This is a genomic window from Achromobacter sp. JUb104, assembly GCF_024806975.1.
Classification (GTDB): domain Bacteria; phylum Pseudomonadota; class Gammaproteobacteria; order Burkholderiales; family Burkholderiaceae_B; genus Achromobacter; species Achromobacter spanius.
Window position 1 is genome coordinate 1,302,961 of the sequence record NZ_JANUEY010000001.1, and the last position, 21,557, is coordinate 1,324,517.

A 21,557-nucleotide genomic window follows, 5' to 3' on the forward strand; every position below is an offset into this window, starting at 1 on the left:
CTATTTGGACGATCAGTACATAAAAATAGACGAGTAAGGATTGTTCGTCCAATTGTGTCTGCCTACGATAGACGCCATTGAACTCATGGATTCTTCGCGAAGGAGCGGCAATGAAAGCGGTGGTGATGAACGAAACAGGCGACGTCGACGTGCTGGCGCTTACGGAGTTGCCGGACCCCGTGCCCGGCCCTGGAAAAGTGCTGGTCCAGATAGCCGTGGCCGGTATCAACTTCATGGATATCGGTGTGCGGCGTGGCATGGCGTGGAATGAATTGCCCAACCCGAAGATTCTGGGCGTCGAGGGCGCGGGTCGCGTGTTGGCGCTAGGCGCGGGTGTCGAGGGTTTCTCTATTGGCCAGCGTGTGGCCTGGGTCTATGGGCCCGGCAGCTATGCGCAAAAGATCGCCATGGCGGCCAGCTCGTTGGTGCCAATACCCGATGGCATCGACGACAAGACCGCTGCAGCGGTGATGATGCAGGGCCTGACAGCCAGCCATTTCGCTACTGACTTTTATGCCACCCAGCCGGGCGACATCGCGTTCGTCCATGCGGCGGCCGGCGGCCTTGGGTTATTGCTGACCCAGATCATCAAGCTACGCGGCGGCAGAGTTATCGGCCGCGTTTCATCGGCAGACAAGGTGGCGGCGGCGAGGGCTGCGGGTGCGGATCACGTCATCGTCGATGCCGAGGGAAAATTCGTTGAAGAAGCTAAAAGCTTGTCTGGCGGCGAGGGAGTGCATGTGGTGTTCGATGGGTCTGGTCCCAGCACTTTTCAGGGGTCGATGGACGTGCTGCGACGCTCCGGAACGTTCTGCTGGTACGGCCCTGTGCTGGGTGGACCCGGCCCTCTAGACATCATGAGCCTGCCCAAGAGCATCAAGCTGGGCTACGCGGTTTTCTTTGACCACATTCACACACCGGAACTCTTGCGCGCGCGCTCGAAGCAATTGTTCGATTGGATAGCCGAAGGCAAGCTCAGGGTGCATATCGGAGGCGAGTATTCGCTGGCCGAGGCCGCGAGGGCACACGCAGAGATGGCAAGCCGTTCCACTGTGGGCAAGCTGCTACTGCACATGGCTTGAAACTGAAGGCGCTTTAGCTCTTGGGCGCGAGGGTCAGATGTCGGCTAGTGGTCGTCGCTTCACCGCTGTTTGATGGGTTTCGCGCGGTAGGCGTTGCGGTATTTGCGAAGGCCTTCTCGCGCTACACCCATCCTACGGTCGTAAATTGTAGGATGGGTGCAGCGCGCTCTATCGATGGCAAGAACATCGCTGCGCATCGCGCGAAACCCATCACGCGGCGGTGTTGTGGCTGAATTGGCGATCTATGCACCGCCGTTTGATGGGTTTCGCGCATTGCGTTCAGATGGAACGTGACACAAGCTCGCCTAGCACTGCCTCAAGATCGACATTGCCGCGGGCTATTCCATCAGAGAACGCTTCAAAATCGATCCAACCTTCGTTGAATCCATCCGGCATGCGCATCCGTGGCAGCGGATATATCATGCCCCGTGAGCGGAACAGCGCTTCCCAGATCTGCCTTTCGAGTGCCATTCTGACACCAATTTCCGACACCAAGTTTCCCGACGCCGAGGAGGAACGACATCATGGGCATCCTGATTTTCACCATGAACATCACGCTTGATGGCTGCGTGGATCATCGGGAAGGAATCGCCGACGATGACACGCACGCGTTCTTCACCAGGCTCATGGACAACTGCGGCGCGATGCTGTGGGGTCGCGTCACCTACGAGATGATGGAGAGCAGTTGGCCCGCAGTCGCCCGCGGCGAGGGGGATGCATCAGCGGCGATGCGTGAATGGGCGGTCAAGCTGGAGGCCAAGCCGAAGTACGTGGTGTCTTCGACGCGCAAGGACTTTCCGTGGGCCAACAGCCACCACATCGCAGATGACTTGTTCACGCGCGTGCAGCAGCTCAAGGACGCGACGCCGGACGGCGTATTGGTGGGTAGCGGCATGCTCGCGACTGAGTTGGACAGGTTGAATCTGATCGACGAATACCAATTCCTTGTCCACCCCAGGATCGTCGGCCACGGCCCGACCCTGTTCGGGAGCGGGCTGCCGGGTACGCGGCGGCTCGAATTGATCTCTGCGAAGCCGTTTCGTAGCGGCGTGGTCGCCATGCACTACCGGCGCGTGCGCTGACTCTGGGGTGGGTTCGGCCGCCTGTCACTGCGTTGACGTGGCGGCCCCCGCCTCAATACTGATACCGCAACGTCAACATCACACTACGCGGTTGCCCGTAGTAGTTCTGGCGCGACGCGCCGCCGAGCTTCTCGTAATACTTGCGATCGAACAAGTTATCGACCGTCAGCGTGCCCTCGACATGGCGGTTGTAGCGATAGCCGACCTGGGCCGACACGACCGCATAGCTACCCTGGTCCCATCGCACATTGCCGCTTTGCAGATAATTCCCGCTGTTCCAGCGCACGCCCGTGCCCACGCTGAAGCCTTCCAGCGTCGGCTGGGTAAACCGGTAACGGGTCCACAAGTTGATGGCGTGACGCGGGGTGATGGTGCTGTATGAAAGTCCTTCCGTGGCCGCGGCCGCCTCCAGGTACTTGGTCTGCGTGTAGGCATAGCCTGCCACGATGTCCCAGTTCGGCAGCGGCGAACCGCTGATCTCGGTTTCGAAGCCCTGGCTGCGCACCTTGCCCGCCGCCACGGAATACATCGGATTGTTCAAGTCGCCCATGGCCCGGTTGCGGTCCACGATCTGGAACAGCGCGGCATGCGCGTTGAGCCTGCCGTCCATGAACGCGCCCTTCAGGCCGGTTTCGATCTGGCGTCCCACGCGCGGCGACAGCGTGTTGCCTTGCGCGTCGGTCTCGGTCTGCGGCTGGAAGATGCTGGTGTAGCTGGCGTAGGCGGACACCTGCGGTGTCAGGTCGTAGACCAAGCCGGCGTACGGCGTGGTGCGTGCGGCGATGCGCGTTTCCGTCTGGCTGAAGTCGCCGAAGTACTGGTTGGCGTTGCGTGCGTCGTTCTTCCACCAGCCCAGGCGAGCGCCCGCGATGAACTTCAGATTGTCGGTCGCCTGAAAATTCGCACGGGTATACAGGCCGAATTCGCTGGTGCGACCGTCATTGCCGTTGACCTGTTCCATGTCGGGCATGGGCATGTCGATGACCGGCTCGTAGACGTTGGTCGGGAACAGGGTGCCGCCGCCGTAATTGAATTGCTTGCGGGTGTAGCTGTAGTCGGCGCCCACCAGCAGGCTGTGCTCGCGGCCGAAGGCTTCAACCGGCAGGTTCAGGTGGGCGTCGGCGCCGGTGGTTTTCCAGTGATTGCGGTATGACCACGCAACAAGGTTGGTATCGCCGGTAAGCGGGTCAACGGCTCGGTTGGGCCAGGTGGTCTGGCGCGTGGGGGTATCGGTATCGCGATGGAACACGCTTGCCTTGACCACGCCACCGCCTTCAAGCCGGTGCTCTACGTCGGCAAAAAGTTCGGTGGCTTCCTCTTCGATGCGGTTCCATTCCGCGCTGAGGTTGGTGCCTCGGCGCACGTCAAGCAGCGAGCCGTCGGCATAGGCGGGCAGGCCGAACGCCGGGGTCGTGCGCGAGCGTTGATGCGTGATGCCGGCCGCCAGCGTGGTGTGCGGCGTCAGGTCGGCTTCGATGATGCCGTAGAGGGTAGGGCGCTCGGAGTTCACCCGGTCCACGAAAGAGCCGCGATCTTCATAGGCCGCGATGAAGCGGCCGCGCACCTTGCCTTCGCTGTCGAAAGGCGTGCTGAGGTCGGCCACCGCCCGGTAGTAATCCCACGACCCCACGCTGGCCTGGGCCCCAAAGGCGAATTCCTGTAGCGGGCGCTTGCGCACAAGGTTCACGCTGCCACCGGGCTCGCCGGTGCCCTGATACAGCCCGGACGGGCCGCGCAGCACTTCAATGCGGTCGTAGATGGCAAGGTCGAAGCCCGCCGACAGGTTGCCGGCCCCGGCGGGTGCGCGCAGGCCGTCAACCTGGATCGAATCCAGCGTATAGCCTCGGGAGATGAACCCGGAAATATTGCCGCCGCTAGAAAGCGTTTCAACGGTGATGCCGGTGACGTTGCGCATCGCGTCCGACAGGCTGTTGAGGTTTTGGTCATCAAGCTGCTGGCGCGTGACGACCGACACCGACTGCGGAATTTCCTTGAGCGTCTGCGTGCCTTTGCCCAGCGTGACGGCGTTGCTGGTGTACGAGTTCGTTCCTTCGCTGGTGGCGGGCGTTGCCGTTCCCGTAACGGTCACGGCCTCTAGCTGCGTGACCCCGCCTTGCGGCGTGGCCTGCAAGGCATAGGTGCCCGCGGCGCTGGGCACGGCGCGATAGCCGGTGCCGGCAAGCAGACGGTCGAAGCCTTGCTGCACGCTCATCTCGCCCGAGAGGCCCGGGCTCTGGCGGCCAGCCAGCCAGGCGGGGTCGTAGACGATTTGTACGCCGGCGGCAGCCGCATAGCGTGCCAGCACGGTGTCGAGCGCACCCGCGCCGATCGCGACGGTGCGTATCTGTGAGCTGGGCGCCGTGCCGCTTTGCGTTGCGGTCTGCGCTGCGGATTGCGCGCCCGCCGTCGCACTCGCCATGGCCGTGCACCAGATAGCCGACCAGATCATTGCCTTGCGGGGTCCTTTGCCCCGCGTTGCGGGTACACGTGCCATCACTCTTTCATCCTTTCGTCGTCAAGCAAGAAGCGCCCGCATCCCCTCGATGCGGTGTCACTACCTACTCCGCACGACAACGAAAAAGTGATCACCTGAATGCAAATTATTTTTATTGCGCGCCAGATCAAGCGCCAGTCGGCCCGACCGACACCCAGTAGCGCGTGACGCGTTGCACGGCGATCGGCAGGCGTTCGGCCAGGGCGCGCAGGGCGGCATCGGTATCGCGCAGCGACAGGGCGCCCGACACCCGCAAGTTGGCCACCTCGGGCGAGCAGCGCAGCATGCCCGGGCGATGGCGCGCCAGTTCCGCCACTACATCGGCCAGGCGCTGGTCGCGCACGACAAGCATGCCTTGCTCCCAGAGCGCCGCGCTGTCGTCCACGGGCGCAAGCGCGCTGGATTGGGCAAGCGTGAAACTGCCGCGTTGGCCTGCGTCGATGCGCAAGGGGGCGGCGTGCGCGGGGCGTGCCAGCACGGCGTGTTCGAACACCATGACCTCGGTACGATCGTCGATCACACGCACCGAGAAGCGCGTGCCCAGTGCCTGCACCTCGCCCTGCGGGGTCTGCACGACGAACGGTCGATACGTGGATTGCGCTTCCTGGCCGGTGGTCACTAGAACCTCGCCCGCAACTAGAACAAGACGGCGCTCGGTGGCGTCAAAGCGCAGGTCGACGGCGCTGCCGCTGTTCAATACCAGCCGCGTGCCATCGTCCAGCATGCGTGTCAGTTGTTCGCCCGCGGCGGTGCGCAGATCCGCGCGCAAGGCGGGCGCCTCGCGCCACGCCATCCAGCCCACCGGCGCCGCGACGCCCAACCCCAGTGCCATGCGCAGCACGGCGCGGCGGCCCTGGCGCTTGCGGGTGGAGCGCAGCACGTCATGCCCGATCTGGGCGGGCAGCCCATCGAACGTGCCCAGCACCTGTTCGGCGCGTGCCCAAGCCTGCGCGTAAGCCTCGCCCTGCGCAAGCCAACGCTCGAATGCTCGTCGGGTGGTTGCATCGGCGGGCTCGTAGCGCAGCCGGATCACCCAGTCGGCCGCTTCTTCCAGCAACCTGTCGCTGGGCATGGCCGTCATGGCGTTGCTGCCCAGCGCGCTCATGCGGCGACGGCCATGCAGGCCATCAAGGCCTTGCGCAGATGGCGACGTACCGTAATGACGGGTCTGCCGGTTTGCTCGGAAATCTCTTGCAAGGTCAGGCCGTCTAGCTGCGCCAGCAGGAACATGTCGCGCGTGGCCGCAGGCAGGCGCTGGAGCATGGCGTCGATTGCCACCAGCGTCTGCACGATGATGAGGCCCGTTTCCGGCGGCGGCACCTGGGGTTCGGGCAGATGCGCGATGGCGTCCAGATAGGCCTGCTGGACCGCGCGGCGCCGCCAATGGTCCACCAGCAACCCCTTGGCGATATGCGTGATCAGGGCGCGTGGTTCCTCGCGCAACACGGGCGGGCGGCGCGCGGCCATCAGCCGCAAGAACGTGTCCTGCGCCAGATCGGCCGCGTCGCCGCTGTCGCCCAGCTTGCGATGGAGCCAGCCTTGCAGCCAGCCATGGTGATGGCGATAAAGCTGCTCGACGGCGGGGAGGGTAAGAGAGTCGGGTGATTGCAAGATGCCCCGAAGTTTACCGAATGCGAATAAGAAATACTATTAATTAGATTAAGCGGGGAGGATGGCGCTGCGTGCGCGCAACAGGTCGCGTTTTGTGCAAACCGGTTATTGCCGCCGCCAGCAAACTGCCCACAACCGCCCCGCAAATCGGCAACCCATAACTGCCGCTCAAGTCATAGGCGTACCCCGCCGCAACCGGCCCGACCAAGGTACCTAGCGCCACGCTGGTGTACAGCGCGCCGATAATCCCGCTGATATGGCGGCCGCCGAAGTGGTCCATCAGGACCGCTGGCAGCAGCGCCACCCAGCCGCCATAGAACGCGCCGAACACCAACGCGAATAGCGCCAGCGACCAAAACTGGCTGGAGGCGGCCCAGGCCGCCAGCGTGGCGGCGATTCCGCCATACATGGCCGCCAGGGCGGCGCGTCGGCCCACGCGGTCTGCCAGCGGCCCCAGGCAGAAACGGCCGGCGGTGCTGCCCACGCCGATCAGGCTAAGCAGCAGCACGGCTAACGCTGGCTTTACGCCGTGGTCCATCGCGTAGGGCACCAGATGAACGAACGGCACAAAGACGCCAAACGCGCAGACCAGGCAGGCAGCGTATAGCCAGGCAAACGTCTTGCTGCGAACGGCGTCCCGCACGGAAACTCCGTCGGGCGCGGGAGTGGTTGACGACCGGGACGGCAGTGGCTCGCCGTCCGGCGTCAGGCCCCGGTCCAGCGGCGAGTTCTCCACCCAGCGCGATGCGGCCACCCCCAACACCGCCACGCCCACGGCCAACGCAAGATAGGCGTATCGCCATCCCCACAGCCCGATCAGAGCCGCCGCCATCGGCGGCACCAGCAGCGTGCCCACTCCGATGCCGCTGACCGCCAGCCCCGACGCCAACCCCCGCCGCCGCTGAAACCAGCGCTGCACCGCGCCCACCACCGGCACGTACGAACATCCAACGCCCAGCCCCACGCCCAGCCCATAAGCGAGGTAGATCTGCGTCATGTTCTGTGCGGCGGCGGCAAGCAGAAGACCCAGCGCCAGCAGCAGCATGCCGGTCAGCGCCAGCGCTCGCGAGCCGTAGCGGTCCGCCAGCGGTCCGCTGACTACGCCGAATCCGAAGTACAGGCATCCCGCAAGCGAGAACACCAGCGAGACCGCCGCGCGGGATGCGCCGAAGTCGCGTTGCAAGGCGTCAACAAAAGAGCTGAAGGAATAGGCACTGCCGAAGCCCAACAAGGTAATGACGAAGGCGGCGGCCACGACGAACCATCCACGAAAAATTCGGCCACGGGTGGACGGCGTGGCGGGCTGTGATGGATGCATCGTCATGCTTGCGCCTCTGTGGCCGGCCTGCGCAGGTGCCAAGGCGTGGCGGCCTGGAAGGCGGCGCCCAGGGTGAACAAGGTCATCTCGGCCAAATGCGCCGCTACCAGTTGAACGCCCATCGGCATGCCGGCATCGCATTGGCCCGCCGGCAGCGTCAAGCAGGGGTGTCCCGTCATGTCGAACACGCAGGTATAGCGCTGAAGCGCCGCGATCAGTTCGGGCTGGTCGCCTAGGGTACTGATGGTGTGCAAGGTCAGCGGCGGCATGGGTTGCACGGGAGTCAGCAGTGCGTCGATGCCGGCGAACAGGGCATCGACCTTGCCGCGCAGCGCCATGCGCCGCAGCAACAGAAGTTGATAGTCCAGGCCGGACAAGGCGTGGCCCGCATCAAGCACCGCCGCCAAGACTGGGCCGTACTCCGCGCGGCGGGAAGGATAGGTGTCGGCGTGGGCCGCAGCGGCTTCCACCGCGCATTGAGGCACCCAGTCGCGAACCGCCTGTTCGCCGTCCGCAATCGGAAAGCGCACCGGGACCAGCGTTGCTCCCAAGTCCTTGAATGTCTGCGCGGCGGACGCCAGCATGCGTTGCGTCTGCGCGTCCACGTTGTTGCCGTTCCACTCGGAATCGACGCCGATCCGCAACCCGTGCAGGGAACCGGTGGGCAACTGTGTGTAGCGCGGCACCGTCGCCTGCAACGCGGTTGGGTCCAGCGGATCAGCGCCTGCCATGGTTTCCAGCATGACGGCGGCATCTTGCGCGCTGCGCGCGATGACGCCGATGTGATCCAGCGATGCCGCCAGCTCTACCGTGCCGTGCCGGCTGACGCGGCCCCAGGTCGGCTTGATGCCGGTCAGGCCGGTGGCGGCGCAGGGCCAGCGGATGGATCCTCCGGTATCCGACGCGGTGGCCGCAAAGCAAAGCCCAGCCGCCGTGGCCACGGCGGACCCGCTGGACGAGATGCCGGTCCAGTAGTCCGCGTTCCACGGATTGCGTGGGGGCGCGATGGCAGGGTGGTGGTCGGAGTACGCGCCTTCCGTCATTTGCAATTGCCCCAGCAGCACCGCGCCCGCGTCGCGCAGGCGGCGGACAACAGTGGCGTCATGCGTTGCAGGCACGTTGCGATGAATCGTCATGCCGGCGGCGGCGGGCACGTTTTGCTGGCGGCACAGGTCTTTCAGCGCGACAGGAATGCCGTGCAACGGGCCTCGGTATCGCCCCGCGCGTATCTCGGTCTCAGCATGATGCGCGGCTTGTAGCGCCAGATCGGCCTTGATGCAGGCATAGCTGCGCAATACGCCGTCGCGCGCTTCAATGCGCTGCAATTGGCGGCGAGTCAGTTCAACGGGTGAGACTTCGCGGGTTCGGATCAAGCTTGCGATGCAGGTCAGGTTCTGGTCGAGCAGGTCAGCGTCGGCAAGGCGGGTAAAGGAAGTTTCATTCATATAGTTAAGCTATTCCGGGATGAGTCGAAGGTTCGCAATAATCCAGGTAAATTAGCCGGAACAAAGCGGTGCAACAAACCTTGATTTCTATCTGATTCGGATTAGTAAAACTATTCTAATGAATGCCACGACGAACGCTCATGATTCCGCCACGACTCCCCCCGCTTAACGCGCTGCGTGCGTTTGACGCTGCCGCCCGCCATCAGTCCATGAAAGCGGCTGCAGAAGAACTCTGCGTGACGCCGGGCGCGGTCAGCCAGTTGATCAAAACCTTGGAACAGCACTTGGGCGTGGCGCTGTTCGTGCGTGTGAACCGAGGCATCCTGTTGACCGATGCGGGCAAGAATTACCTGCCGCCAATCCGCAATGCGTTTCGCCAGATTCTGGATGCCTCGGCACGCATTGCTGCGCCGCCGGCGAGCCGTGTGTTGACGGTGGGCACCACTACTTTCTTTGCGTCGGCCTGGCTGATTCCTCGTCTGAACGACTTTCATGCGCGCCATCCCGACATCGACCTCCAGGTGGTGACCAACAACGCCTTGACGGATTTTTCACGCGACGGCGTGGATATCGCCATTCGGCACGGGCTGGGCCGCTACCCGGGTCTGCAAAGCGAACACCTCTTGACGGTGGGCGTCGTGCCGGTGGCTTCCGCCAGCCTGGTTGCCTCGCTGGGCATGCCCGCCAGCGCGCGGGACCTGCTGAGCTGGCCGCGAGTGCATGATGAAAAGCGCAATGGCTGGCAGCTCTGGTTTACCGCACAGGGTATTGAAGATGCGGGCATGCCCAGAGGGCCCGCGTTCGACGACGGCAGCCTGCTACTGAAGGCGGTTGCAGCCGGGCAGGGCATGGGGTTGCTGCCGGTGGTAATGGTCGAAGACGAGCTAGCTGCGGGGCGGCTCGTCCGCTTGGCGGAAGATGCCTGGTTGGAGGACTTTGGCTACTACCTGGTATGGCCGGGCAAGGGGCCGATGGCGGACAAGATCCGTGCGTTTCGCGATTGGTTGCGGGCGCCTGGCTTTTCTTCTGTGTGAGGTGTAACGCCGATTGCCAGTTGTCGCTGCGATTGAGAAACAGCCCGCCGCATTGCCGCTCGGGTCTCCTGGCAAAGCGCCGAACTACGGTTGAGCCGGTAACGGTGGAGTGTGTGGCAATGGGTGGGCTTGCGGGTGCGTCAACGCGTCGGCCAATTCGACTCGATTGCGTCCCGCGGCCTTTCCTTTGTATAGCGCGGAGTCGGCCTGCCGCAGAGCATCCTCCAGGCCATGCGCGCCATGGAAGGGCGGTGAAATTCCAATGGTGACCGTGCAACGCAGTGAATGACCGGAACCCGTCACCTTGATTGCCTGGCTTTCCACATTTGCGCGCAGGCGCTCGGCCATGTCGATGACACGGTCATCGTCTGTGTCCAGGAAGATAGCCACAAACTCTTCGCCGCCAATGCGACCCGTCAAATCGCCACGACGAACGGTGGAGCGAAGTAAATCCGCAACCTGGCATATGACTTCATCCCCGGCTTGGTGGCCGTAGGTGTCATTGATCCGCTTGAAATGGTCGACATCCAACAGCAGCAAGCGGGCTGGCGCGGCATTCCGGGAATTGAAATACTGCTTCAGCGCGTCCATCAGCCCTCTGCGATTAAGCAGGTCTGTCATGGGATCGCGCGCCGCCATATTGCGCAGGCTGTCCGTCAGCCGTCGCAGTACCAGCCAGACGATGGAGGGCGGCACGATGGTGGCCAGGGTCGACATATAGATGTAGAAAATCATCTGAAAGCGGCTGTCCATGTGCAGCGCATCCAAGCCGTCATCGACAATTTTCAAGAACTTCAGCGCGTTCAGAACGCAGATCCCACTAATCAGCAGCGCGAAAAAAATCATCTCGCCGTGCAGGTCTTTTGCAAAGGTGCGCACGCCATAGATGACGGTTATTGTCATCGCAAAGAAGAGCACGGCCGCCATGGCCGCAAGCATTGCATAGCGCGCCGTGGGCCCAGCGTTCCATTGCACCAAGCATTGCGCAATGGCATAGGCCACGGAAAACAAGATCAGCGAACGCCACAATCGAACCTGCCGCCCAAAAAAGCGCATGGCACCGATCCAGTAAGCAATCGGGGCGGCCAGCGTAAGGGTGTGGTTGACGACGCTCATCACGCTCCAGGCGGGTCCGCCTTCCGCCAGTTGCAGGATATAGGCCATCGCCAGCAGGAGATTGCCGACGGCAAAAACATCCATCCCCATCCGGTTGCCAGGCAAGCGGCGGCTAATAAGTAGGAACATGGCTGAGAAGCACAACAGATGTGCGCACAGCATGGCGACGAGCGTGGAGGCAACCATATGGGCGTGGGGAGTCTACAGTCAGCGCACCGGCAGCAGATATTTCAGGCCCTGAGTGAAACCCCGTGGCGCGACGCTGAGATGGTCCTCGTCGTTCAGGACCGCTGACTTCAGTTTCAAGCCGGGGTACTTGCGGCTCTGCAATGCCGATTCAAGCGCCCGGTTGTCGGCGACCATGTCAACCGTCTGGTTGTAGCGCCGGTCCCCTTTGCGCAGGGCCTCAAAGGCGCCCACATACATAAAGACGTTGGCCTTTAGATCCTGATTCTGCTTGGCGTAGCGCGCTTCGAAGGTCAGGGCGACCCGCTTGTCGTACCAGAGAGACGGGCTGCCGAGGATATAGCCGCTGAACAGGCCAGGCTCGGTGAAAAGGATCTGCGTGCCCAGCAGGGCGCCGTAGGAGTGGCCCAGAAAGAGGGCGCGGGCCGGGTCTGCCCGGTAGCGGGCGGAGATGAATGGCTTGACCTGATCGCGCAGATAGTCTTGGTAAGCGCGCGACTGACCATGGACTGCATTGGCGGGTGCGGTGCTTGGGCCATTTGGCGTCGGCGTGTAGTCGCGTTGCCGGCTGACCCCGCCGTCTTCGCCCTTTGCGTAAGACAGGCCGACAAGGATGAATTCCTCGATCTTGGGGCCCTCAACGTTCAGGCGACGGCCTAACTGCCGGATGATTGGGAAGGCGTAGTCGGCGTCGGTCACATACAGCACGGGGTAGCGCCGCTGCGGCTGCTTTGCATAAGACGGCGGTAAAGCAACGAAGACCTGGTAACCGCGGCCAGATACCGGATCGGGCACGTCCCAGACCTCGCTGTCGGCGATCTCGTAGGGGCGGCCTTCGCCGGGTTGTACCTTTACCGTTGATGGGGGCTGGGCGTGCGCCGGCCGGCTAGTGACGCCGAAGCTGGCGATAAGGGCGAGCAGCAGGGCGCTTAGATAATGTCGTTGCATGTTAAGTTTATGTTTTTCGACAGCCGGAACTTCCGACAAGTCTTCGATGATCTGGCCGGACGTTTGGTGTTGCCAGGTGTGGCACTCGCGCTGTTGCCTCAGCCTTCCAGCCGCTTCACCCGCCACGAAACACCGCTTCCATATTATTTCCGTCGGGATCCAGCACGAACGCGGCATAGTATCCCGGCGGATAGCCAATCGCCGTGTCGCGCAGGCCGGGCGCACCGTTATCGGTTCCGCCCGCTTTCATGGCGGCTGCGTAAAAGGCGTCGACTTCGGCACGGTTCTTTGCCGCGAAAGCGGTGTGCTGGCGCACGCTATGTGGATGGAATTTGTCGATCCAGAAAATCGGATAGTCGACGCCATAGCCCACTGCATCAGATCCGTCATCGCTGGGAATCTGCATGACGCGGCGCAGGCCGAGCGCTCCCAGGACTGAATCGTAGAAAGCGGCGGAGCGGGCGACGTCTGCCACCCCGATACCGGTATGGTCGATCATTGTGGACTGCCTCCTATGGCGTTGCGGTTTCCAAGTTATGTGATGCACATCAGGCGCTGAACGACGACGCCAAGCCCTGCGCTTCCTGAAGCATCCATTTTGCAAATGCCTGTAGTGGCGCTTCACTCAACTCGATCGTCTCGGGCAGAACGAGGCAGAAATTCTTGGCAATCGCTTTGCTGTCCGGCCAAGGTGCGACCAGACTGCCTTGTTCAAGCTCTGCCTCGATATAAAGACGGGGCACCAACGCGACGCCCAGGCCGGCCACTGCCGCCGCGATCAGCATGGAATGCAGATCGTAGCGCGCGCCGACTGCCGAATTAGTTAACTCGATGCCGGCCTCTTGTGCGTAAAGCTGCCATGCGTCCGGGTTTTGCCGGCGGTGAAGGCGGGGTAGCTCGTCCAGCGACGTGTGCGCACCGGCTTCCGCGAGCAGCGCCGGACTACAGACGGGAACCAGCACTTCCTCAAGCAAGTGATGCAAGTGCATACCCGCCCATGCCGGATGCTCAAAATGGATGGCCGCGTCGAAACCGCTACCCGCAAGAATGAAGGGCTCCATACGCTCGGTGATATGCACGGTGATGTTGGGATGCGCGTTTTGAAAGCGCTTCAGCCGAGGGATCAGCCAGCGGGTAGCGAAGGTGGGAATGGCGGCGATATCAATCGTCCCGCCTTCAGTAGGCTGCCCCATTACATAGAGGCTGTCCCGCTCAAGCCGATTCAGGATCTCGCGCACCTGCACCGCGTATCGCATGCCGTGGGGTGCAAGCCGTACGCGATTACCCACGCGCTCAAAGAGTGCGACGCCTAAAAACGCCTCCAGGCGACCGATCTGACGACTGATCGCGCCCTCGGTCAGCGCCAATTCTTCGGCCGCGCGGGCGAAGCTGCCGTGTCGCGCCGCTGCCTCGAAAGCCAGGAGCGCGGAATTACTTGGAATCTTACGTCGCATGGGGGGCTCGTTGATGGGGTGCGCTTGAAGCAGCTTGAGTCAATGTCACTGAAGGCTGATTTTATATCGCTATATAGGCGTTAGAGGCGCGTTTAGCATGACCTTACTGCAATGAGTGGGTTCGAGTGCTGATAGCGCTTAACCCGTGACGAAGGATTTTCCTGATGATCTATACCGTGGAATGCAGCTTTGCCGATCCCAACAGCGAAGCCGAATGGAATGACTTCTACAGCGCTGAAAAGCTGCCCGCCCTTATCTCGGTCAGGGGCTTTCAGACGTCGCAGCGCTTCAAGGCGTTAAGCGACGGTTGCCCGATCTACCTGGCCCTGCACACGATTGACGGCCTGGATGTTCTGACGGGCGAGGAATACCGCCAGAAGGGCGGCGGCAATTTTGCAAGGTGGCAGCAGCACATCACCGACTGGCACCGAAATCTGTATGACGACATCGGCGTTGCGCCGGCGGTCAATGAGGACGAACTCCTTGTGCTGTGTGCAAGCGGCGCCGAACCTCTGATTCAGATGGACCTTACCCCCTTAGCCATGCGAGCCGTTGCGCTTGAAAAGTCTCCGGAACGTCGTTGGCTGGCAAAGCTGTCTCGGGGAAAGGCCCGCTTATTCGAGAGCGTGCCCGAAGGCGTCCACGTCTATGCGCCGATGACTGAACAACTCACAAGTTCTTATGCAGCGTTGAACGTTCAAGCCTGAAATTAAAGCGTTTCCGGAGAAAAGTTGTGCCCGCCATTCCATTTCCAAGTCAGCAAGCCGGAGATTTCACGGTTACCGCCATCAGCGACGGCTACCTCACCGCCAGCCTGGACTTGCTTTCGAATATCAACCCGGACGATGCGTCCGCAATGCAAAATGCCGCGGGCCAAAAGGAGCCGGGCGCCGTGCATATCAATTGCTATTTGGTCCGGGGAGCGGGCCGCACGATTTTGATTGACGCGGGGGCGGGAGGGATCAAGCAATGGGGTGGCCGGTTGATATCGAATTTATCGCTGGCTGGGGTCAAGCCCGCCGACATCGACACCGTCCTGCTCACCCACGCCCATCCCGATCACGTCGGCGGGCTGGTGGACGCAGCCGGACAAAACCTCTTTCCGAATGCGGAGCTGGTGGCTCATCAACGCGAGCTTGCGTTCTGGCAGGATGACGGAAATCTAAGTCGTGCCACCGAGCGCGCGCGCGGCAACTTCCTGATTGCGCGTCAAGTGTTCGACGGCTACCGCGACACGCTTCGTACTTTCCAGGAAGGGGAGGTGCTTCCCGGTATCAAGGCGATGCCGCTACCGGGGCACACGGATGGACATTCCGGATATCTTTTCGAATCGTCCGATCAGAGCCTGCTTGTTTGGGGAGATATTGTCCATTTTCCCCACATTCAGATCGAACGGCCAGACGTGTCGATTGCCTTTGATCAGGATTCTTCCCTTGCCGCCACCACACGATCACAGCTGTTGGATCTGGTCAGTTCAGAGAAACTCTTGATCGCCGGCATGCATTTGGGGGAACTTGGTTTCGCTCGAATAAAGCGAAGCGGCGGAAGCTACGGCTTGGAGTATGAGACCGAAGCGTGAAGCCCCCAATCTATGCAACCCTGCTTACAGGGTCGGTTGCGGAATCGGGGTGTCTTTCGGCAGCGTGCCCGATATGCGCGACGGGCAATCCGAAATTCCCCACTTGGTGACCATGCCCTTTTCAATCATGAACTTCTCGATGCACACGTGATAGGCGGACATGGGACCCCAGATCTCTTCGTACGAAATGATCGTTGCCCCGCTGGAAAGCGTATAGCTTTTCTTTGGAGGTCCCCACTTGGAAATCAGTTGCTCTTCCGTGCTGCCGACCCAGACTGCATTGACGTCGTTATAGGTTTTATTCCGGGTGCCCATCAGCATGTTCATCTGTCCAGAAGTACATCCCACAAGCAGCGATGGCAGGACAACAAGCAGTGCTAATTTTTTCATTTTGAGCATTCCCTAAAGTTCGACGGTTGAGAGTCAGGTGCTTTTATTTTTTCCGGGCGTCAATGTATCAGAAACATCAGAAACATCCGAAACCTTGCAGTCCGGCGGGAAGCTTCCATCAAGCCTGATATTCACTTTCCTTCAACGTCGGCGATTTCCCGGGCCGTTAATGCCACGGGGAAAATCGCGCCAGGAGTAGCCGTCTTCGCGTTCGTCCGTGATGGGCTGTCGTACCGCAGGGTCTTTATTGCGCGAACAGAACGGCGCTCATATTATGCAAGCCAATACTTGTATAAATGAGGCCGTATCTTGAGTTCGTTCACTGCAATCTGGCTGTTTCTATCTGTCCAGGCCGTGGGGCTGGCCCTATGGCTGACGCTTGCCGCGCTGAACAATCGGCGCGATTTCGCGGGCGCGGCAGTGGCCGTCGGCGCCACGATGGCGATGCTGCCGCTGACGCAGGAGCCACGCATCCCCACGCCCTTGCTCAGTCGCGCGCAACGGGCGCCGGGGCTGCATCGCGCGGCATTGGGGCTATTGCTTCTGATGCAAACGGCCGGCGCCGCATTGGCTTGGGCCGGCTGCTACATGCTGTTGATTCAGGGCGATCTGGCTTCGGCCCGACCCTGGCTGAACGGCGCGCTGGCCGCCTTGTCCGCCTGCCTGCTGGCCATGCATTTGAGCGGCCTGTGGTTTGGCTACTGGATACGCCAGGACACGCTGCAACTGACGCACATCGCGTTGTTGCTGTGGTCGTGCTTGATGTTCCTGGTCTTCAATCTTCCAGACAGCTTGCTGGTTCCGTGATGGTGTCGGCGTCGCCTCAGCCTTGCACCGGCGTGCACAGTTCCACCAGCGTGCCGTCGGAGCAGCGCAGGTAAGACACCACTTGCCCCCAAGGCTTGGCGGTCGGCGCACTGAGTTCGGTTGCACCCAACGACAAGGCCTTGGCGTGGGCGGCGGCCACGTCGTCCGTCACAAAGCCCACTTCCATGCCCAAGGGCTTGGGCGACGCCGACGCTTCAACGTGTCCCGTGGCGAAGTTCATGGCAGCCAGTTCATGCGCCGCGAACGACAGCGTGGTGGCGCCAGTATCAAGCTCTCCGTAGGTTCCTGACTCGTGCAGGAAGCGCACCGGAAAGCCAAACGCGGCTTCAAAAAAGGACAACGACGCCGCCACGTCAGGCACATAAACGATGGTGTATCCGAACTTCATGAGGGGTCCTTGAAAGCTTGGTTTGCGCGTCGACAAACAGGTCAACGCTGATCGTGCGCATCATACGTGGACGTTGCGGTGTGACGGGCTGTTTGTCGCCGCCCAGTCACAAGAGTGCCTGGCGCGTATGCAGCTTTGGTGAGAAACGTGACAGAATGTCAGGCACGTGCCGCCCGGCTGTACCGGTGAATTCCGTATTGATCAGGTTGTGAAATGCCCGTTATCGGTGATCCGTACCTAACCCGACCTCCTGGCGATGGCGGGGGCGGCGCGCAATGCGACCCCGACGGTTCCCTGGGCCGGCTGGTACGCCTGACCCGGCGCTTCTTTCGTGTGGATTTCGCAATCCTGGCGGGCACCGACGCCGACGCCAGTGGCGCATGGCAGGTGGCGGATGGCGCGCCGCCCTCGAATTCCCAACCCTGGTCCATCGAATGCCCCGTACGCGCCGCCGACGGGCGCCTGCTGGGCAGCTTGCGGCTGCTGCACGGGCAGGCGCGCGATGTCACCGACGAAGACAAGCAGGCCTTGCAAGACCTGGCCGGCCTGGCGGCCACGGCCATCGAGCAGCGCCATGCGCTGTCGAGCGAGCGCGCCGACGAAGACACCTGGCGCGAAGAAGCCCGAAAGCTGTCGCTGGCCATCGCGGGTAGTGGCACGGGCGTCTGGGACCGCAACGTAGTGACAGGCGAGATCACTTATTCGCCCGGCTGGAAGGCCTTGCTTGGCTATTCAGAATCGGAACTCACCACGCGCATCGAGGACGCCTACAAACGTCTGCACCCGGACGACCTGGACTACGTGCGCGCCGCGATGCAGGACCATTTCGACGGCAAGACGGAGAGCTACGAAGTCGAGCACCGCATCCGATGCAAGGATGGCAGCTACAAGTGGATTTGCAGCCGCGGCAAGGTAATCAGCCGGGACACAACGGGCAGGGCGCTACGCATGATGGGCACGACCACCGACATCAGCGCGGTGCGCGCCATGTCCGAACGGCTCCAGCGCACGGCGGACTTGGTCGTCAACCTTACCGATGCCGTGCCGGGCCTGGTGTTCCAGTGTCGGGCCGTGCCCGAAGGCGGCGCGTGGTTCTCGTATGTCAGCGCGGGCATCTGGGACATGTTCGAGCTCACCGCCGAAGACGCGCGCGCCAGCGCCACCGCCATCGAACAGCGCATCCATCCCGAGGACTTGCCCGCCTATCGCACGTCGCTGCATGTGGCAGCCGCCGCGCTGACGCCGTGGCATTTGGAGTTCCGCGTGTGCCTGCCGTTGCAGGGTGTGCGGTGGCGGCAGGGGGACGCCAGCCCGCGTCGCGACACCGACAATGGCGTGGTGTGGCACGGGTTCGTCACCGATATCACCGACCGCAAGCGCGCTGAACTCGAATTGCGCGAGCTTGCCGCCACGGACGCGCTGACGACCTTGCCCAACCGCCGCCACTTCATGTCGCGCATCGCCGCGGAGCTCACGCGGATAAAGGGCCTGGGCGGCCTGGGTTCCGCGGTGCTGATGTGCGACCTGGACCACTTCAAGCACATCAACGACACCTGGGGCCACGCCATCGGCGATGGTGTGCTTCAGCATTTTGCGAACATGCTGCGCGCCCAGTTGCGCGAAATCGACCTGGTGGGCCGCATCGGTGGCGAGGAGTTCGCCGTTGTGCTGCCCGATACCGACATCGAAAGCGCGCACCTGTTCGCCCGAAACGTGCAGCGCCAGATCGCTGATACGCCGTACTTGTCGGATGGGCGGCACATACCGCTGACGGTCAGCATCGGCATTTCCGCGCTGCATACGAAGGACGACGACGCGGAGCTGGCGCTTAGCCGCAGCGACCGCGCGCTGTATTACGCCAAGCAACGGGGGCGCAATCGGATCGAATCGGTGCTGTTCCGATAGAACAACCCTTATCGTCAATGAATCTGTTCCGAGCCCTCGGGTTGCAATTTCGACAGCCCATTCCAATCGGGGTCTTTGAACATGCGCAGATTGATGGGGTAGACCGGATGCCCGGCCAGGCATTCGTTGAAGGCGTCCAGAAAGGCCTCAACGTTCGGGGTGTAGTAACGCCACTCCTTCAGATGATTGCCGGTCAGGCAAGCCACCTGCACACCGACATTGGAGTTCTCGAAGCCGTTCTCGATGGCTTCTTCAAAGTTGTTGGTGCTCTTCTTGTCTTCGTCATTGGGCATGCCGGACTCGATGCCCGTATACGGCCAGGAGATGATGATCAGGTTCTCATTGACTTGACGATCAGGCGCCGCCGGCAGCCCGGTACGAAAACGAACGATGACCGACAGGTCGTTGACGCGGGTTTCTCCCACTGCCCAGAGATCGCCTGGGAAAATGCTGTTCATTGAATGCCTTCCTATATAGAAGCCGAACCGGCGGGTTCAGCGCTTGGTTCCGAGCAAAGCTCGTCTTCAAAAAAAGAAGCGCGAAGTCTATCGCAAGCTATCGATCCCAGGCTGTGGGACACACGTGCCACACGCTTGCGCCGTAAGTCGCGCCTGCTCCGCCAGCCCGTCCCGCAGCAACTGCGCCGGCGCGCTCATGGCGCGGTCTTTCGACCAGACCACCGCAAGCACCGGATCTTCCAGCGACAGCAACTGCCGCGCCACCAATCCCTGGCGCTCCGCATAGTGCGCGCCAAGACTTTCCACGATGGCCACGCCCAAGCCTTGCGCCGCCAGCGCGCAGGCCGCCGATGACTGCGCCACTTCGATGATTGGCTGATACGGCAGCCCGCGCGCTTCCAGCGCCTGGCGTGTTGCGCGGCCGGCGGGCAGGGCGGGGGCCAGCACGATCGGGCCAGCATTGGCCACCTGTTCAAGTGTCAGCGCCGACTGCCGCGCCCAGGGATGATCTTGCGCCATGACCGCGTGCAGGCTCAACGGCGCCAACCGCAAGCTGCTGACGCGGTCGATGTCGGACGGTGCGCCGATGATGATGCCCAGATCAATGCGATGGTCGACCGCCATTTCTATGATCTCCAGCGCGGTGCCGGCGCGTACCGTTACCGCGACGGTCGGGTGCGCCTGTCGCATGGCGGCTAGCGCCGGGGGCAGCAGGCTGGAGGCCGCTATCGCAACCGCGCCCACGTCCAAGCGCGCCAACGCCCCTTGCCGGATGTCGACGGCCAGCCGGTCGACCGCTTCGATGCCGGCCAATGCGTTGAGCACTTCGGGTATCAGCGCGCGACCCTGGCTGGTGAGGTGCAACCGCCGGTTCTCGCGGCTGAACAGCGCGAAGCCCAGGCGGGTTTCCATGTCGCGCAGCAGGGCGCTGGCTGCGGGCTGGGTCATGTTGACGGAAGCGGCGGCGGCGGTGACGGTGTCGTGCCGATACATGGCGCGCAGCAGCAGGAGTTCTCGCCGATTGAACATATGAATTTCATATGGAAATAGTCAATTCATCTATTTGACCATATGAAGGGGGCGCCGCCAGAATAGCCGGATCGCATTTTGCTTCTTCAGCTATCGCCATGCCCGCCAACACCATCGTTTCCGTCACTTGCATCCCCTTGCGCCTGCCGTTTCATCATTGGAGCCCGTCGCCGCTGTTCGCCGGCCGTCCGCGCGACAAGCTGGACAGCGCGCTGGTGCGCGTGCAGACGGAAGACGGCACGGTGGCCTGGGGCGAGTCTTATTGCGTGGAGCCGCGCGCCTTGGTCGCCATTTTTGAGACCTTGATCGCGCCGCTGGCCTGCGGGCGGGATGCGGATGACGACACTTTGCTGCCGGGTATGCAGCGCACGCTGCACAACCTGGGGCGGTCGGGTCCGGTTGTGCATGCATTGGCCGGCCTGGACATCGCGCTGTGGGACCTGCGCGCCAAGCGTGCCGGCGTGCCCTTGTATCAACTACTGGGAGGCAAGCGCCGTGATCGCGTGCGCGTCTATGCGTCGCTGCTTCAGTACTACGGCAACGCGGAACGCCTGGACGCGGTGACAACGCGCGCCTTGAACGAAGGCTATACCGAGATCAAGCTGCACGAGCGCACCGCCGATGCGCTGGCCGCCGTGCGCCGCAGTACCGGCGCGGGCGTGCCCATCATGGTGGATACGAACTGCGCCTGGTTGCCGGGCGAGGCCGAGGCCGCCATCGCCGCCATGCGCCCGCATGATCCGTTCTGGATTGAAGAGCCGCTGTGGCCGCCGGAGGACGACCGCGCGTTGGCCCGCTTGAAGCGTGCCTGTGGCGTGCCGCTGGCCGTGGGCGAGAACGCCGGCAGCGTCACCGACCTGGAGCGGGTGGTGGACAGCGAAGCCGCGCAGTATGTGCAGCCCAGCGTCATCAAACTTGGCCTGACCGGCGCGTGGCGCATCGCGCAGAAGTGCGCGGGGACGAACGTCGTCTGCGCGCCGCAGGTGGCATTTTTTGGCCCGGGCTATCTGGCCAGCCTGCACCTGATCGCAGCACAGCAGGCCGAGGTATCACTGGAACGCCTTTACGTGGAACTTGCGCACGTGCCCTATGGGCGCAGCGTGCCCATTGCCAACGGTTGGGTGACCGTGCCGGACGGGCCCGGGCTGGGCGCGGATCCGGAAGCGGAACTTGCCGAAGGCCGCTACAGCGCCTGACACGACGACAACGC

At 62.5% G+C, this 21,557-nt stretch carries 21 protein-coding genes and 1 pseudogene; 8 read left to right on the top strand and 14 right to left on the bottom strand.

Translation table 11 applies throughout. The annotated features are described in order from the left end of the window. Window positions 1-110: 110 nt before the first annotated feature. A complete protein-coding gene (locus tag M2361_RS06010; protein ID WP_259246954.1) occupies window positions 111-1,082 on the top strand; it encodes a quinone oxidoreductase in 972 nt (323 codons plus the stop codon). Window positions 1,083-1,361: 279 nt separating this feature from the next. Here the strand turns inward: M2361_RS06010 and M2361_RS06015 are convergent. After that, window positions 1,362-1,547 (bottom strand): annotated as a pseudogene (locus tag M2361_RS06015) (NmrA family transcriptional regulator); the annotation flags it as partial. 59 nt (window positions 1,548-1,606) lie between these two features. On the opposite strand from M2361_RS06015, the gene M2361_RS06020 reads away from it, so the two are divergent. Beyond that, window positions 1,607-2,164 (top strand): dihydrofolate reductase family protein, encoded by a 558-nt coding sequence (locus tag M2361_RS06020; protein ID WP_259246956.1) that lies wholly within the window; start codon window positions 1,607-1,609, stop codon window positions 2,162-2,164. A gap of 52 nt (window positions 2,165-2,216) precedes the next feature. Here the strand turns inward: M2361_RS06020 and M2361_RS06025 are convergent, their stop codons facing one another. The 5 genes from M2361_RS06025 to M2361_RS06045 form a co-directional block, all read right to left on the bottom strand. Then, a complete protein-coding gene (locus M2361_RS06025) occupies window positions 2,217-4,613 on the bottom strand; it encodes a TonB-dependent receptor (RefSeq protein WP_259246957.1) in 2,397 nt (798 codons plus the stop codon). Window positions 4,614-4,785: 172 nt separating this feature from the next. Beyond that, window positions 4,786-5,763 carry a FecR domain-containing protein gene (locus M2361_RS06030; protein ID WP_259246958.1) on the bottom strand — a complete coding sequence of 326 codons (978 nt, stop codon included), beginning with the start codon at window positions 5,761-5,763 and terminating at the stop codon, window positions 4,786-4,788. Further along, window positions 5,760-6,269 carry a sigma-70 family RNA polymerase sigma factor gene (locus tag M2361_RS06035; protein WP_259246960.1) on the bottom strand — a complete coding sequence of 170 codons (510 nt, stop codon included), beginning with the start codon at window positions 6,267-6,269 and terminating at the stop codon, window positions 5,760-5,762. The genes M2361_RS06030 and M2361_RS06035 overlap by 4 nt, the downstream gene beginning before the upstream one ends. Window positions 6,270-6,312: 43 nt before the next feature. Continuing rightward, window positions 6,313-7,593, bottom strand: coding sequence for an MFS transporter (locus tag M2361_RS06040; RefSeq protein ID WP_259246962.1), 1,281 nt, complete (start codon window positions 7,591-7,593; stop codon window positions 6,313-6,315). Then, window positions 7,590-9,032, bottom strand: a complete 1,443-nt coding sequence (locus M2361_RS06045; protein ID WP_259246963.1) for an amidase — start codon at window positions 9,030-9,032, stop codon at window positions 7,590-7,592. The genes M2361_RS06040 and M2361_RS06045 overlap by 4 nt, the downstream gene beginning before the upstream one ends. Before the next feature lie 140 nt (window positions 9,033-9,172). Between M2361_RS06045 and gcvA the strand changes: the two genes are divergently transcribed. Continuing rightward, complete coding sequence (gcvA, locus tag M2361_RS06050) at window positions 9,173-10,066, top strand: transcriptional regulator GcvA (protein ID WP_259246964.1); 894 nt, start codon at window positions 9,173-9,175, stop codon at window positions 10,064-10,066. A gap of 84 nt (window positions 10,067-10,150) precedes the next feature. On the opposite strand, the gene M2361_RS06055 is transcribed toward gcvA, so the two are convergent. The 4 genes from M2361_RS06055 to M2361_RS06070 all read right to left on the bottom strand — a co-directional run bounded on the left by M2361_RS06055 (window position 10,151) and on the right by M2361_RS06070 (window position 13,770). Continuing rightward, window positions 10,151-11,368, bottom strand: coding sequence for a diguanylate cyclase (locus M2361_RS06055; RefSeq protein WP_259246966.1), 1,218 nt, complete (start codon window positions 11,366-11,368; stop codon window positions 10,151-10,153). 21 nt (window positions 11,369-11,389) lie between these two features. Beyond that, window positions 11,390-12,316, bottom strand: a complete 927-nt coding sequence (locus M2361_RS06060; RefSeq protein WP_259246975.1) for an alpha/beta hydrolase — start codon at window positions 12,314-12,316, stop codon at window positions 11,390-11,392. 115 nt (window positions 12,317-12,431) lie between these two features. Then, window positions 12,432-12,815 (bottom strand): VOC family protein, encoded by a 384-nt coding sequence (locus M2361_RS06065; protein WP_259246977.1) that lies wholly within the window; start codon window positions 12,813-12,815, stop codon window positions 12,432-12,434. A gap of 49 nt (window positions 12,816-12,864) precedes the next feature. Further along, window positions 12,865-13,770, bottom strand: a complete 906-nt coding sequence (locus tag M2361_RS06070; protein ID WP_259246978.1) for a LysR substrate-binding domain-containing protein — start codon at window positions 13,768-13,770, stop codon at window positions 12,865-12,867. Window positions 13,771-13,934: 164 nt separating this feature from the next. Between M2361_RS06070 and M2361_RS06075 the strand changes: the two genes are divergently transcribed. After that, window positions 13,935-14,477, top strand: coding sequence for a sugar ABC transporter (locus M2361_RS06075; RefSeq protein WP_259246980.1), 543 nt, complete (start codon window positions 13,935-13,937; stop codon window positions 14,475-14,477). A 26-nt stretch (window positions 14,478-14,503) separates the two neighbouring features. Further along, the gene (locus tag M2361_RS06080) at window positions 14,504-15,349 is read left to right on the top strand and encodes an MBL fold metallo-hydrolase (protein ID WP_259246982.1); all 846 of its coding nucleotides are present in this window, start codon (window positions 14,504-14,506) and stop codon (window positions 15,347-15,349) included. Window positions 15,350-15,373: 24 nt separating this feature from the next. Here M2361_RS06080 and M2361_RS06085 read toward each other — a convergent pair whose 3' ends face one another. After that, window positions 15,374-15,739: a hypothetical protein gene (locus M2361_RS06085; RefSeq protein ID WP_259246985.1), complete on the bottom strand. Its 366-nt coding sequence runs from the start codon at window positions 15,737-15,739 to the stop codon at window positions 15,374-15,376. Between the two features lie 309 nt (window positions 15,740-16,048). Between M2361_RS06085 and M2361_RS06090 the strand changes: the two genes are divergently transcribed. Beyond that, window positions 16,049-16,546 carry a DUF2165 domain-containing protein gene (locus M2361_RS06090; protein WP_259246986.1) on the top strand — a complete coding sequence of 166 codons (498 nt, stop codon included), beginning with the start codon at window positions 16,049-16,051 and terminating at the stop codon, window positions 16,544-16,546. A gap of 16 nt (window positions 16,547-16,562) precedes the next feature. Here M2361_RS06090 and M2361_RS06095 read toward each other — a convergent pair whose 3' ends face one another. Next, window positions 16,563-16,955, bottom strand: a complete 393-nt coding sequence (locus M2361_RS06095; protein WP_259246988.1) for a VOC family protein — start codon at window positions 16,953-16,955, stop codon at window positions 16,563-16,565. Window positions 16,956-17,168: 213 nt separating this feature from the next. Here M2361_RS06095 and M2361_RS06100 point away from each other — a divergent pair, with 213 nt between their 5' ends. Then, window positions 17,169-18,860, top strand: a complete 1,692-nt coding sequence (locus tag M2361_RS06100) for a sensor domain-containing diguanylate cyclase (protein ID WP_259246996.1) — start codon at window positions 17,169-17,171, stop codon at window positions 18,858-18,860. Window positions 18,861-18,874: 14 nt separating this feature from the next. Here M2361_RS06100 and M2361_RS06105 read toward each other — a convergent pair whose 3' ends face one another. Both M2361_RS06105 and M2361_RS06110 read right to left on the bottom strand, forming a co-directional pair. After that, on the bottom strand, window positions 18,875-19,318 hold the full coding sequence (locus M2361_RS06105; protein ID WP_259246998.1) for a DUF695 domain-containing protein: 444 nt from the start codon (window positions 19,316-19,318) through the stop codon (window positions 18,875-18,877). A gap of 87 nt (window positions 19,319-19,405) precedes the next feature. Then, the gene (locus M2361_RS06110; RefSeq protein ID WP_259247000.1) at window positions 19,406-20,347 is read right to left on the bottom strand and encodes a LysR family transcriptional regulator; all 942 of its coding nucleotides are present in this window, start codon (window positions 20,345-20,347) and stop codon (window positions 19,406-19,408) included. Window positions 20,348-20,445: 98 nt separating this feature from the next. Here M2361_RS06110 and M2361_RS06115 point away from each other — a divergent pair, with 98 nt between their 5' ends. Next, window positions 20,446-21,543: a mandelate racemase/muconate lactonizing enzyme family protein gene (locus tag M2361_RS06115; protein ID WP_259247001.1), complete on the top strand. Its 1,098-nt coding sequence runs from the start codon at window positions 20,446-20,448 to the stop codon at window positions 21,541-21,543. Window positions 21,544-21,557: the final 14 nt, after the last annotated feature.